This is a genomic window from Variovorax sp. MPBD4-3 (assembly GCF_058809745.1).
Genome location: NZ_JBXASW010000020.1, coordinates 54,599 through 67,565 on the forward strand (window position 1 = coordinate 54,599; position 12,967 = coordinate 67,565).

A 12,967-nucleotide genomic window follows, 5' to 3' on the forward strand; every position below is an offset into this window, starting at 1 on the left:
CTTCATTTCTCGCTGTGATTCAACAAACATTCATTCGTGCCTACTCGGACAAGGAGGCGTTGTGATAAACGTCCTGCACGTCGTCCAGGTCCTCGAGCACGTCGAGCAATTTCTGCATTTTCGCGGCGTCTTCGCCGGTGACTTCGACCGGGTTCTCCGCGCGCATGGTGACTTCGGCCACCTCGGGCTTCAGGCCGGCGGCCTCGAGCGCGTTCTTGACGGCTTCGAAATCGGCGACCGCGGTGAGCACCTCGATGGCGCCGTCGTCGTCGGTGACGACGTCTTCGGCGCCGGCTTCGAGCGCCACTTCCATCACCTTGTCTTCGTCGGTGCCGGGCGCAAAGACGATCTGGCCGCAGTGCTTGAACTGGAAGGCCACCGAGCCTTCGGTGCCCATGTTGCCGCCGTGCTTGGAGAAGGCGTGGCGCACTTCGGCCACGGTGCGCACGCGGTTGTCGGTCATGGTGTCGACGATGATGGCCGCGCCGCCGATGCCGTACCCTTCGTAACGAATTTCTTCGTAGTTGACGCCTTCGAGGTTGCCGGTGGCCTTGTCGATGTTGCGCTTGATGGTGTCGATGGGCAGGTTCACGGCCTTGGCCTTTTCCACCGCCAGCCGCAGCCGGGGGTTGGAGCCGAGGTCAGCGCCGCCTGCGCGTGCCGCCACCGTGATTTCGCGAATGGCACGGGTCCAGAGCTTGCCGCGTTTTTCGTCCTGGCGGCCCTTGCGGTGCTGAATGTTTGCCCATTTGCTATGTCCGGCCATGGCTTTCTATCTCGCTGTCTTGTGTTTTCAAAGCAAGCTCCGAGTTTACTGTCCGGCGCACGCAACGCCCGGCGCCCCCCGGATTTCGCGCCCGGGCTTTTGGTGATAATCGTTCGATGACACCATCGCCTACAGGCGGCCCCGCGACACCCGTCGTCCTGCCGCCACACGCTCCCCTGCCGCTGTACTACAGCAACGAGGCAGAGCACCAGGCGTTCCTGCGTCGAATCTTCGACGACACGGCGGCCGACTACGACCGTATCGAGAGCGTGCTTGCCTTCGGCACCGGCCCCGCCTACCGCCGTGCGGCACTGCAGCAGGCGGGCCTTGCGACCGGCGCCGAGGTGCTCGACGTGGGCATCGGCACCGGGCTGGTGGCGCGCGAGGCGCTGAAGCTCATCGGCCCGGCCGGCAAGCTCGTGGGTGTGGATCCCAGCGCCGGCATGATGGACCAGGTGAAGCTGCCCGGCGTGGAGCTGGTGCAAGGCGTGGCCGAGGCCCTGCCCCGTCCCGACGCCAGCTGCGACTTCGTGAGCATGGGCTACGCCATGCGCCACATCAGCGACGTGGCCGCCGCCTTCGGCGAATTCCATCGCGTGCTGCGCCCCGGCGGGCGCGTGGTGGTGCTTGAAATTACCAAGCCCGAGGGCCGCGTCGCGACGGCGCTGCTCAAGGGCTACATGCGCGCCGTGGTGCCGCTGATCGCCCGCGTGGTCGGTCGCCGGCGGGACACCTCGGAACTGTGGCGCTACTACTGGGACACGATCGAGGCCTGCATTCCGCCCGAGCAGGTGGTGCAGGCGCTGGCCGACGCGGGTTTCCGCGACGTGCGCCGGAATGCCAGCCTCGGCGTGTTCTCTGCCTATACCGCCATCAAACCAGACCACATCGTCGAGGCAAGGTGACAGTGACAGTGCAAGTCCAGGACGCAAGCTCTTCTTCCCATCTGCGCGTGGAGCGCCTTTCGTTGCCCGACAGCCTGGCGCTGGCCGCCGGCGGCAAGGCGCCCTTCGCGGCGCTGGGCTACGGCACGCCGCACGGCGTGGCGTGGATGCCGACGGTCAATGCGCGCGTGCTCTCGCCCAACGGCGCAATGGCCGACGTGTGGCACCTGACGGCCCCGCACATCGAGTCGGGCACCACCGGCATCGCGCGCTGGCGCACCGACGGCCACTGGCTGCTGGGCGCCATCGACCTCGACGAGGCGGCCGAGAAACAAGGCCTGACCGAACTCGCGCGCCGCGCCTACAGCGACCTGTTCAAGACGCTCGACCAGGCCGGCACGCCCCACCTGCAGCGCATCTGGAACTACCTGCCGCAGATCAACGCCGACGGTGGCGGGCTCGAACGCTACCGCCAGTTCAACGCCGGCCGCCAGGAAGCCTTCCTCGAAGCCGGGCGCGCCGCCTTCGAGGGCGCGCCGGCGGCCTGCGCGCTGGGCATCCACCAGGGCGCGCTGTCGATCCGCTTCCTGGCGGGCAAGCAGGCGCCGCTGCCGGTGGAAAACCCGCGGCAGGTCTCCGCCTACCGCTACCCCGAAACCTACGGCCCGCGCTCGCCGACCTTTTCGCGCGCGGCGCTGTCGGACATCGGCGACGGCAACATCGCGCTGTTCATCTCCGGCACCGCGAGCATCGTCGGGCACGAAACCGTCCACCACGGCGACGTGCGCGAGCAGACCCGCGAAACGCTGCGCAACCTGCAGGCCGTGATCACCGCCGCCAATGAGCGCGGCACTGCGAAGTTCGCGCTGGCCGAGCTCGACTGCGTGGTGTACGTGCGGCACCCATCGGACACCGAGGCGGTGCGCGGCATCATCGAGAGCACGCTCGGCGCCGACGCGCCGATGGCGCGCCACGCCGTGTACCTGGAAGCCGACATCTGCCGCAGCGACCTGCTGGTCGAGATCGAGGCGCACACGGTCGCCGCCGGTCGATTGCGGGCCTGAATTGCCGGTGCCCGATCGCCCGACTGACTCAATGACCCGAGTGCTGCGTATTCTCACGTCGATCCCGCTTGCGTTGATGCTTTACGCACTGCTGCTTTTCCTGGGCCTGATCTCGCTGGTCTGGAATTTCGTGGCCATGCTGATCTACCCCGTGATGCCCACGCGGCCGGCCCGCGCGCTGGGCCGCATGACCATCGCGTTCGCCTACCGCATGTTCTGGTGGCTCGCGTCGGTGACGGGCATGATGCGCATCGACTCCACCTGCCTGGACCCGATGCGCAACGAGCCCGGCGTGATCTTCGTGGCCAACCATCCGACCATGCTCGACGCCCTCCTGCTGGTGGCGAGGCTGCCGCGCAGCGCCTGCATCATGAAGGCCGACCTGATGGGCAACATCTTCCTCGGCGCGGGTGCGCGGCTGGCGCGCTACATCAGCAACAAGTCGGCGCGCATGATGGTGCGGCTGGCGGTGAACGACCTGCGCAACGGCGGGCAGCTGGTGATCTTCCCCGAAGGCACGCGCACGGTGACGCCACCGCTCAACCCATTTCGCCCCGGCGTGACGCTGATCGCCAAGCTGGCGCAGGCGCCGATCCAGACGGTGTTCATCGACACCGACTCGCCCTACCTCAGCAAGGGCTGGCCGCTGTGGCGCGTGCCGCCGCTGCCCATCGTCTTCACGCTGCGGCTGGGCAAGCGCTTTGCGGCCACGCAGGACAGCGACGTGCTGCAGGCCGAGCTGGAACACTACTTTCGCCAAAACATGGAACAGCGCGCCACCGACGCGTCCCCCGAATGCCAGACGCCTCGCGCACCCACCTTGTCCTGATTCCCAGCTACAACACGGGAGAACGCGTGTTCTCCACGGTCGAGGCCGCGCGCGCGCAGTGGAACCCGGTGTGGGTGGTGGTCGACGGCAGCGACGACGGCACGGGCGAGCGGCTGCAGCAGATGGCGGCCAACGACCCCGGCCTGCGCGTGTGGGTGTTGCCGCAGAACCAGGGCAAGGGCTCGGCGGTGCTGCATGGGCTGCGCGCCGCGCAGGACGCGGGTTTCACGCATGCGCTGACCATGGACTCCGACGGGCAGCATCCGGCGGACCTGATCCCCGCCTTCATGAAAGCCTCGCTGGAGCGGCCCGAGACGATGGTGCTGGGGCGTCCGGTGTTCGATGCGAGCGCGCCGCTGTTGCGCGTGCGCGGGCGGCGTGTGTCGAACGGGTGGACGCAGCTGGAAACCCTGTTTGCCGGCGTGGGCGATTCGCTCTACGGCTTTCGGGTGTATCCCGTGACCGACCTGATCGCGGTGATGGCGAAGCAGCCGTGGATGCGGCGCTTCGACTTCGACACCGAAGCCGTCGTTCGGCTCGCGTGGCGCGGGGTCAAGCCGGTGAACATCGATGCGCCGGTGAAATACCTGAGCGCCGAGGAAGGCGGGGTTTCGCACTTCCGCTATGGACGCGACAACGTGCTGCTGACGTGGATGCACACGCGGCTGATGGTGGAGTTCGTGCTGCGGCTGCCGGGGTTGGTGTTTCGGAAGCTGGCCGGGAAGCCGCCGTTTCAGGACTGAATCTTCGTTCTTGTTGAGTAGCGCCCGTCGCGAGCAGCGCAGGGAAGCCCGAAGGGCCGGTGACGTCGGCCGCCCAAGGGCACAGCACCCACCGCCGCACCCCAAAAGTCAAAGCGTCAGATCATCCCGCCGTTGACAGAAATCACCTGCCCGGTGATGTACCCGGCCTCATTGCCAGCAAGGAACGCGGCCAACGCAGCCACCTCTTCCGGCGTCCCGGCCCGCTTCACCGGCACCATCTGGTTGATGACCGCCGGATCGAACACCGCGTCAGCCATGGGCGAGGCAATGATCCCAGGCGCGATCGCATTCACCGTCACGCCGCGCGACGCCACCTCGAGCGACAGCGCCTTGGTCGCGCTGTTGAGCGCGCCCTTGGCTGCCGCGTAGTTGACCTGCCCCCGGTTGCCCGCGATGGCGGCGACCGACGAGATGTTCAGGATGCGCCCCCAGCGCGTGCGCATCATCGGCAGCAGCAAGGGCTGCGTGACGCGGAAGAAGCCGTTGAGCGACACGTCGATCACCTTGTGCCACTGCTCGGCGCGCATGCCCGGCAGCACCGCGTCGTCGTGCACGCCCGCGTTGTTGACCAGGATCTGGACCGGGCCGCCTTCCAGGATGCGCGCGCATGCCGCCGCGCAAGCCTCGTCGCTGCGCAGGTCGAACACATGGCATTCGGCCTTGCCGCCTTCAGCCGAGATGGCCGCGGCCAGTTGCTCGACCGCTTCCGGCCGCGAATTGGCGTGCAGCAGCACCGTGGCGCCCTCGCGCGCGAAGCGACGGGCCATGGCCGCGCCGAGCGCGCCGCTCGCGCCGGTGATCAGGGCGCGTTTTCCTTCGAGACTCATGACGATGTGCTTTCTTCCGCGGCCAGCGGCGTGTTCAGGACCACCACGGCACGGCCCTCGGCCAGCGATCGGCCGTCGTCGGCCTTCACCGTGAATTCATAGAGAACCTGGCGGTCGTCGCCCGACAGGCGCTTCGCCCGTACCTGCAACGCGCAGTCGACGTCGTCCAGCCGCGCCACCGCCAGCTTGACGTTGCGCGCACTCGCCAGGAAGCCGGCCGACGGCGTGCTGCCCTCGGCAGCCAGCAGGCCGCCGTGCAGTGCCATCGCCTGCGCGGCGTATTCGATGGCGTTCGGCGCGAGCAGGCCACTCTCGGTGCGCAGCGGGTTGCCGGCCTGCGCGTGCGTGGTGGTGCTGCAATGGATCGCGTCGGCGTCCCAGCTTTCGAGGCGCTCCAGCAGGCACATGCTGCCGCTGTGCGGAATGCGCTGCGCGATGCCGGCGCGGTCGAGCGTCTGTGGTGCGGTCATGCGGCCTGTCTCTGTTCGAGGTCTGCCACCAGCAGCACGTTGGCAAAGGGCGTGCCCTCGCTCATCGGAATGCTGTGCACGCGAAAGCCGAGGCGGTCGAGCAATGCGGTCCATTCCGCCAGCGGCCGGCCCCAGGTCGGCGAGACCTTGTGGCCGCGGATGCGCGTCACGGTGCGGTCGACCCACTGGCTGATCGCAAAGCCGCGGCGGCTCGACGCATCGCCCACGCGCAGCAGCAGGCGCGCCTGCGGGTTGCCGCCGCGGCGCAACGCGTCGCGCACGCGCGTCAGCACGCCCTGTTGCGCTTCGAGGTCCACGTAGTGCAGCACGTCGAGGATCACGACGAGGTCGCAGTCCGGCAGCTCGGCCGAGCACATGTCGGCGCAGACCAGCTTGGGCGTCGGCTGCAGATGGCCGATGGACGCCTCGGCGCGCGCCACGTCCTTGGGCATCAGCTCGATGCCGGTGTAGTCGGCGCTTTCCGGCGTGGCGGACCACGACGCGGGCCAGCGGCCGTTTTTCTGCATCGCGCTCATCGATGCGAGCAGGCTGGCGAACAGGCCCTGCCCGCAGCCGATGTCGACCACGCGACGGTGCTGCGCATCGATCAGCCCGCGCTCGAGCAGGCCGCGGAACACCGGGTCGCGCCCCAGCTTGCCGCGCGCGAAATGCCAGGCGAAGCTGCCGCCCTTCTTGTAGGGAATGGTCGCGGCTTCGTGCAGCTCGCGCCACGCGTTGTCGGTAGCGCCCCGCGAAGGCAGCACCGCACTCATGATTTCATGCCCTCGGGCAAGGTGACAGCGCGCAGTCCATCGGCGCGCAGGCGTTCGAGCAACAAGGGCAATACCTCCAGCAAAACGGGTTGTCCCGCAGCGGTGCGCGCGGCGTTGCCGTCGTGCAGCAACAGGATGTCGCGCGCCTGCAGGTTGCGGTCCAGGCGCGCCATCACCTTGGCGGCGTCGCCTTCGCGCGTGTCGAAGCCGCGCCGCGTCCAGCTCACCAGCGAAAGGCCGAGGCGGTGCAGCACGGGTTCCAGGAAGGGGTTGCGCAGGCCGGCCGGCGCGCGGAAGCAGGTCGGACGCTGGCCGGTCACGTCGCTCAGGATGTCCTGCGCGCGTGCGATTTCGGCGGCGAAGCCGCGCGGCCCGAGGAAGGAGAAGTTGTGCCGGTGCCGCGCCGTGTGGTTCTGGATGCTGTGGCCGCGCGCCACGATCTCGCGCGCCAGGGCGGGCTGCGCCAGCACGCGCTCTGCGATGCAGAAGAAGGTGGCGCGCTGGCCGTGCGCGTCGAGCAGGTCGAGCACGCGCGGCGTGACCTCGGGCTCCGGTCCGTCGTCGATGGTGATCGCCACCTCGCGGCGCGTGCCCGCCGCTTCGGGCAGGCGCGTCATGTTGGGGCCCAGCAGGCTGCTGCGCGGCGTCAGGCCGGCACCGGTGATGAGCGCATGGTTCAGCACGATGGCGCCCACGGCCCACGGCAGCGCGCCCGGCACCAGCACGCCCGCGCCGATGGCGGCCACATGCCATGCCGCACTGGCGCGGATGGCCGGCGGCCAGGGCCAGGATTCACGAGGTGCGGAGGCGGAAGACATGGGCCCGGATTTTCCCCTCATCGACCGCGCGCGGCCTTCGAAGGCCCCACGCTGCGTGCGAATGCCGCCGACAGCAGCAGCGCCAGCAGCGCGCCCGGCGCGACCACGCGACCGATCGAAGACAGCGCGGGAATGTCGGAAATCGCGATCAGCCCGAAGGACACCACCGTCGTCAGGTTGGCCAGCATCAGCGATGCGAGCGTGTCTTCGTCGGCCTGGCCCGTGGTGCGCAACTGGTCGAAGAACAGCGCGTAGTTGGATCCCACCGCCACGATCAGCAGCAACCCCACCAGATGCAGGATGCCCAGCGCAGCCTGCAGCACCGCCATGCCGCCCAGCGTGAGCACCACCGCAAACAGCAGCGGCTGGCACACGGCCAGCAGCCGGCGCCACGAGCGCAGGTAGATGCCCAGCAGCACCACCACCGCCAGCGCGCCCAGCAGCACCTGCACGAAAGCTTCGTGCAGGTAGCGTTGATACAGGCCGGCCAGCTCGCGGCCGACGTCGACCACCTGCACGTCGGGCAGGCCGGCCAGTGCGGTTTCGAGCCGCTTCTGGTCGAACTTGGTGCCCGGATGCAGCACCACCAGCGTGCCCCAGCCGCCGCCCGGGCGCTGGTACATCAGCGTGTTGAGCACCGAGCCCAGCGGACCACCGGCGAGGTCGGCGCGCTGCACGGGTTGCAGCTTGCGCGCCGCCTCCACTTCCTGCACGAAGGGCTCCAGGCGCGACGCCGGCAGCGGCATCCCCTTCGTCGCTTCGGCGAGATTGGCGCGCAGGACGTCGCTGGTCGGCAGGCTGGCGATGCGCGCCGCCTGGGTCTGCGCGCTCGGCAGCACGCGCGTGACGGTCTCGTAGCCCACGAGCTCGCCGCTGTCCACCAGCGCGTCGAGCCGCGCGGCCGCGGCTTCGGTGTTGCGGAGCGCGGCCTGTTCGTCGTCGCCATAGGCCACCACCAGCACGCCGCCGTCGCTGGCGCCGATGTCGTTGCGCAGCATCTCGTCCATCTGCTGGGCTGCCTTGGGCACCGGGCTCATCGCGCCCAGGTCGGCGCGCCACAGGTGGCCGCCCTGCCACAGCACCAGCCCCAGCGCGGCCACGCCGAGCGCGGCCAGCGGCCAGCGCAGGCGCGGCAGGCCGCGCACCAGCGCGCCCGCGAGCTGCGCCATGTAGCGGCGCATGCCCATGCCGGTGGCGCCGTCGGGCGCCAGCATCGGCAGCACGTAGCGCGTGGCCAGCGCGGCCGACACCAGCCCGGCAATGGAGAACACCCCCAGCTGCGCCAGCCCCGGGAAGCCCGAGAACACCAGCGCCGCGAAGCCGCACACCGAAGTCAGCAACCCGAGCCGCACCGTGGGCCAATTGAGGTCGCGCCAGCGCTGCCAGCCGGTGCCGGCCACCGCGGCGCCCCGCGCCTGGATGAGGTAGTAGATGGCGTAGTCGACCGTCTCGCCGATCAGCGTGCTGCCGAAACCCAGTGTCAGGCCGTGCACCGAGCCGAACACCAGGCTCACGCTGGCGGTGCCGACCACCACGCCCGTGGCCACCGGCAGGAAGGCGATGACCAGCGCGCGCGGCGACGCAAAGGCCAGCAGCAGCAGCCCGCCCATCACGATGCCGCCCACCACCGCGAGATGGATGGCTTCGGTCTTGATCTTGTCGCGGCTCATCACCGAGAACACCGGCGGGCCGCTCAGCAGCAGCTTGGGCGCGTCGGCACCCATGCCGCGCGAGGCCGCCTCGTAGGCCGCGTTCACCCGCGCGATGGCCACGGCCTGCGCGTCGAGGTCGCCGCCGGCGGCGCGCGTGGTGGCGATCATCAGCGCGCGCGGCGCGGTGCGCGACATCCATACGCCGTCCTCGCTGCGCGGCGCGCTTGCAGGCACCAGTTCCATCGCGATGCGCTGCGTCTCGCCGGTCGGATCGCGGTCGAGCAGCGGCTTGATGACGTTGCCGGCGGGCGTACCGAGCATCGACAGCGTTTCGTTGATCGCGTCGCGCAGGCCTGCGGCGGTGAACTGACCCGGCACCACGCCCGGCGAGAGCTGGTAGCGATGCTCGAAGACCCAGGTGCCGGAGTCGCTCCAGTCGCTGACGTCGCCGTTCTGCACCAGGTCGAACAGTTGGCTCTCGCGCATGCTTTTGGCCACCGCGCGCGACACCGTGGCGCGCTGCTCGACGCTGCCGCCCTCGATGCCGAGCATCAGCGTGCGCGAGGCCACGCCGCTTTGCAGCTGCTCGATCAGCACGCGCTGGCGCACGTCGGGGCTCTTGGGCAGGAAGGCCGACAGGTCGGCGCCGATCTGCGTGCGCGCGATGACCACGGCGCCGCACACCAGCACCAGCAGCCATGCCAGCAGCACGACCGCCCTGCGCCCCCAGCTGGGCGGCCCGCCCGCCTGCCCGACGGTCACGGCGCGCCGCGGCCTGCCGCGCCAGCAGGCGCCGCGTTGGGCGCGCTCGGCGTGATGTTCATGACCGAGCGGTCACCGCCGATGAATTCCATTTCGAGGCCAAGCACGTCGCTTGCGCGGCCGCTGATGCGCATGCTGCGCACCTGGGCGGCCAGCCGGCTGTCGAGCGGCACGAGGTCGAGCGTCCATTTGCCCGCCGAGCCGGTGACGGTGCTGCGAAAGTAGCGCTGCAGCGTGGCGCCGTCGCCGGTCAGCGTGCCGCGCATGGCTTCGACCAGGCCTTGCAGCTCGGGCATGCTGTCCAGCGCCAGCGTGCGTGTGCGTCCGCCGCGCGAAAGGGTCAGCGTGTTGCCTTCGACCGCCATGGTCTCGACGCGCGGCGACAGGGTTCGGCGCACCAGCTTGTCGGGCGCGTCGAAGTTCAGCGTGCCGCTTGCGTCGAGCGGGCCTTCGAGGCCGTGCACGAAGCGTTGTTCGGTGAAGCGGGCTTCGCCGCTCTTCTGCCTGGCCAGCAGGGTCATCAGCTCGGGCAGGTCGAACGCCGCCCAGGCCGGCACGGCGCAGAAGGCCAGTGCCAGCACGAATACCTTGCAGAGCCGGTCAAGCCGCATCTTCGAGCCAGAAATCATGGAAATTGAACCAGTTGTAGGGGTGGGCGCGGCACAGCGCCTCGAGCCGCGCGACATAGGCCTCCAGCGCGGCGCGGATGCGCGCTTCGCGCTCCGCCATGCCCGACATCGGCCCGCCGAAGTCGGCCAGCGCATCGAACTGCACGTCGTAACGCGCGCCGCCACCGTAGAGGCCCGCCATGAAGAACACCTTGCGGCGCAACAGCGCCGCAAGCCGGAAGGGACCGTCATTGAAGCACGCCGGCTGCCCCAGGAACGGCAGCACGATATTGTTGCCGCGCTGGTGCTGCGCCTGGTCTTCGCTGCCCGGCAGCGTGCGGTCGGCCAGGATGCCGGCAAGGCCGCCGCCGTCGAGCCAGTCGCGCAGCGCCAGCATCGAATGCGGCCGGCCCAGCGCGATGACGTGCGGCCGCAGCTCGGGCACCGCGATGGCGTCGAGCGTGGCGTTGATGCGCCGCGCGTTGTCCGGGTACATCAGCATCGCGACGCGCAGGTCCTGCTGGCGCGTCTGCTGGCGGCAGGCGCCCAGCGCCTCGAAGCTGCCGACGTGGGCGCCGAGCAGGAAGGCGCCGCGGCCTTGGGCGAGCTCGTTGTCGATCGGCGGGGTGCCGTCGATCCTGACCTTGAAGAGATCCATGCGCCCGCGCAGGAAGTACACCCGGTCGAGCACCGTCGAGGCAAAGGCGTGCAGCAGGCGGTAGCCGTCGATCCAGCCGGCGTGCGGGCCGATGGCCCTGAACAGGTAGCGCTTGATGTGCCGCCGCTGCGCAGGCAGGAACAGCAGGAAGTAAAGGCTGATGGGCGGCAGCAGCAGACGCGTGACATGGCGCCCGCACACCACCGCCATGAAGCAGATGAAGCGCAGCGCGAGCATGTTGCTGCGCTCGGGCGCGTGAGCCCAATCGCCGTTTTCGCCCTTTTCACTCTTTTCCCCCTTCGGCGCGGACCGGGGCGCCTGGGCCGCCTCGTTCACGGCGCGCGCTTCGACATCGGTGTGCTTCATCACGCCGACTCTTGCACGGCCGTCCATCGTCCGGTGACAGCCACCACGCCGTCGCAACGCACGTCGAAGCGCACGCCGCGTCCCGCGCCGGCCTCCGGATGCAGCTCTATGGAGAGCGTGCTGCCGGGCCGCACGGGCGCCAGGAACTTGGCGGCGGCCAGCGTCGGGTTGGCGCCGAGCCGGGCGGACAGGGCCGGCACGCGCCGCACGGCCTCCAGCACTTCAGCCAGCAGCAAGGCGCCAGGCACCAGGGGCTGGCCCGGGAAATGGCCGGCAAAGACCGGGTGATCGGCCGGCACCGTGAGGGCCAGCTGCACCGGCGTGTCGTCCTCGGCGAGTTGCGCCAGCGCGAATTCGCGCAGCGCGCGCACCGTGAGCTTGCCCGTGCCCTCGCGCGGGAAGGCCTTGACCTGCAGCACGCGGCGCGGCACGAACACGGCTTCGAGCCGCTGCCGCAGCGCGGCGACGATGTCCCCCGCCGAAAGCGTGGGCGCCACCACGAAGGCCACCGGCCGCACCACGCCGTCGGCCACCTCGTCGGGCAGCCAGAAGGCGCCGTCTTCCACGCCGGGAATGCTGTTGAGGTGGTAGTTGAGGTGCGCCAGCGAGCTGCGCCGGCCCGCCACGTGGATCAGGTCGTTGGCGCGCCCGAACAGGCGGAAGCGGCGCTCGTCGAGCAGTTCGAGCACGTCGGCCATGGGCGTGGGCTCGGGTATGAAGTCGCCGCTGAAGATGAAGCGCTCGGGCCCGCCCTCCTCGCCCGGCTCGGCGTGCACGCGGATGTCGCCGAAGGTTTCCCAGACTTCGCTTTCGGTGGTGCGGCGCGTGGCGACCTGGCCCGATTCGGTGCTGCCGTAGATCTCGAGCAGCACGGCGCCCATGGCCTGCTCGGCCTGCAGCGCGAGCTGCGGCGACAGCGGCGCGGTGGCCGAGAGAATCAGGTCCACCGGCGGCAGCGCGATGCCCGACAGCAGCAGCGTCTTGAGGTGGAACGGCGTGGTCACCAGCGCGCGCGGGCGCGGCACCGAGGCCAGCGTCTGCGCCACGTCGGCGGGAAAGAACGGCCGCCCGCTTTCGAAGGCCGCGCCGCCCAGCATGGCCAGCAGCGCCGACGATTCGATGCCGTAGCTGTGCTGTACCGGCACGGTAGCGACCAGCGTCAGGCCTTCGAGCGAGGAACGCCCGAGCACGCGGCACAGCCGCTTGACCGCCACCGCCACATCGCCCACCAGCGTGCCCCAGGTCTTGGCGTGCGGCTGAGGCACGCCGGTCGAGCCCGAGGTCAGCAGGCTGACGGCGTGCAGGCCGGCCTCTATCCGGGGCACTGCAGCGTTCGGGTTGCCCTCGAGGCTGGAGCGGTCTTCGATCAGCACGCGCCGCATGCCCGGGGTCTGGAGCTTCGGGTCGTCGACGAGCGTGAACAGCCGGGGCCCGCCGGATTCGGCCAGTCGCGCGAGCGTATCGGGCCGGGCATCGGGCGGCAGCAGGCTCGCATGGCCGCGCATCAGCGCGGCGCCCAGGCTCACGGCGAAGGCATAGCGATCGACGCACAGGTTGACCGCGGGGCCGTCGTCCGGCAGTTCCGGGGCGAAGCGGGCCACGTCGGCCAGGAATTGCCGGGCGCTCACGGGCACGCCGGCTCGCCAGGCCAGGGGCGCATCGGGGTCGCGGTCCGCGAGCAGCGGCAGGAGGGAGTTGTCTGTCGTCGTCACGCGGGCAGCGCCTG

13 protein-coding genes are annotated in these 12,967 nt (G+C 69.9%); 4 read left to right on the forward strand and 9 right to left on the reverse strand.

From position 1 onward, the window contains the following. Positions 1–40 precede the first annotated feature (40 nt). Positions 41–766: a YebC/PmpR family DNA-binding transcriptional regulator gene (locus AC1RVW_RS14655; protein ID WP_081270492.1), complete on the reverse strand. Its 726-nt coding sequence runs from the start codon at positions 764–766 to the stop codon at positions 41–43. Positions 767–882: 116 nt separating this feature from the next. On the opposite strand from AC1RVW_RS14655, the gene AC1RVW_RS14660 reads away from it, so the two are divergent. From AC1RVW_RS14660 to AC1RVW_RS14675, 4 genes are read left to right on the forward strand one after another with little or no spacing between them, the layout of a single operon-like run. After that, positions 883–1,671, forward strand: a complete 789-nt coding sequence (locus AC1RVW_RS14660; protein ID WP_081270491.1) for a class I SAM-dependent methyltransferase — start codon at positions 883–885, stop codon at positions 1,669–1,671. Between the two features lie 8 nt (positions 1,672–1,679). After that, a complete protein-coding gene (locus AC1RVW_RS14665; RefSeq protein ID WP_493200732.1) occupies positions 1,680–2,714 on the forward strand; it encodes a chorismate transformation FkbO/Hyg5 family protein in 1,035 nt (344 codons plus the stop codon). 31 nt (positions 2,715–2,745) lie between these two features. Beyond that, complete coding sequence (locus AC1RVW_RS14670) at positions 2,746–3,543, forward strand: lysophospholipid acyltransferase family protein (RefSeq protein ID WP_081270489.1); 798 nt, start codon at positions 2,746–2,748, stop codon at positions 3,541–3,543. Beyond that, positions 3,510–4,286: a glycosyltransferase family 2 protein gene (locus tag AC1RVW_RS14675; RefSeq protein ID WP_081270488.1), complete on the forward strand. Its 777-nt coding sequence runs from the start codon at positions 3,510–3,512 to the stop codon at positions 4,284–4,286. The genes AC1RVW_RS14670 and AC1RVW_RS14675 overlap by 34 nt, the downstream gene beginning before the upstream one ends. Before the next feature lie 116 nt (positions 4,287–4,402). On the opposite strand, the gene fabG is transcribed toward AC1RVW_RS14675, so the two are convergent. From fabG to AC1RVW_RS14715, 8 genes are read right to left on the reverse strand one after another with little or no spacing between them, the layout of a single operon-like run. Continuing rightward, complete coding sequence (gene fabG, locus AC1RVW_RS14680) at positions 4,403–5,134, reverse strand: 3-oxoacyl-ACP reductase FabG (protein ID WP_493200704.1); 732 nt, start codon at positions 5,132–5,134, stop codon at positions 4,403–4,405. Then, entirely contained in the window at positions 5,131–5,604 is a 474-nt protein-coding gene (locus tag AC1RVW_RS14685; RefSeq protein ID WP_493200706.1) for a hotdog family protein, read from the reverse strand. The genes fabG and AC1RVW_RS14685 overlap by 4 nt, the downstream gene beginning before the upstream one ends. Continuing rightward, on the reverse strand, positions 5,601–6,377 hold the full coding sequence (locus AC1RVW_RS14690) for a class I SAM-dependent methyltransferase (RefSeq protein WP_493200708.1): 777 nt from the start codon (positions 6,375–6,377) through the stop codon (positions 5,601–5,603). Before AC1RVW_RS14690 ends, AC1RVW_RS14685 begins: the two co-directional genes overlap by 4 nt. Continuing rightward, positions 6,374–7,195: a polysaccharide deacetylase family protein gene (locus AC1RVW_RS14695; protein ID WP_285410201.1), complete on the reverse strand. Its 822-nt coding sequence runs from the start codon at positions 7,193–7,195 to the stop codon at positions 6,374–6,376. The genes AC1RVW_RS14690 and AC1RVW_RS14695 overlap by 4 nt, the downstream gene beginning before the upstream one ends. 17 nt (positions 7,196–7,212) lie before the next feature. Continuing rightward, entirely contained in the window at positions 7,213–9,609 is a 2,397-nt protein-coding gene (locus tag AC1RVW_RS14700; RefSeq protein WP_493200711.1) for an MMPL family transporter, read from the reverse strand. Continuing rightward, entirely contained in the window at positions 9,606–10,238 is a 633-nt protein-coding gene (locus AC1RVW_RS14705; RefSeq protein ID WP_106934655.1) for a LolA-related protein, read from the reverse strand. Before AC1RVW_RS14705 ends, AC1RVW_RS14700 begins: the two co-directional genes overlap by 4 nt. Continuing rightward, positions 10,210–11,241, reverse strand: a complete 1,032-nt coding sequence (locus AC1RVW_RS14710) for a lysophospholipid acyltransferase family protein (protein ID WP_493200713.1) — start codon at positions 11,239–11,241, stop codon at positions 10,210–10,212. Before AC1RVW_RS14710 ends, AC1RVW_RS14705 begins: the two co-directional genes overlap by 29 nt. Beyond that, a complete protein-coding gene (locus AC1RVW_RS14715; RefSeq protein WP_493200715.1) occupies positions 11,241–12,953 on the reverse strand; it encodes an ApeI family dehydratase in 1,713 nt (570 codons plus the stop codon). Before AC1RVW_RS14715 ends, AC1RVW_RS14710 begins: the two co-directional genes overlap by 1 nt. Positions 12,954–12,967 lie beyond the last annotated feature (14 nt).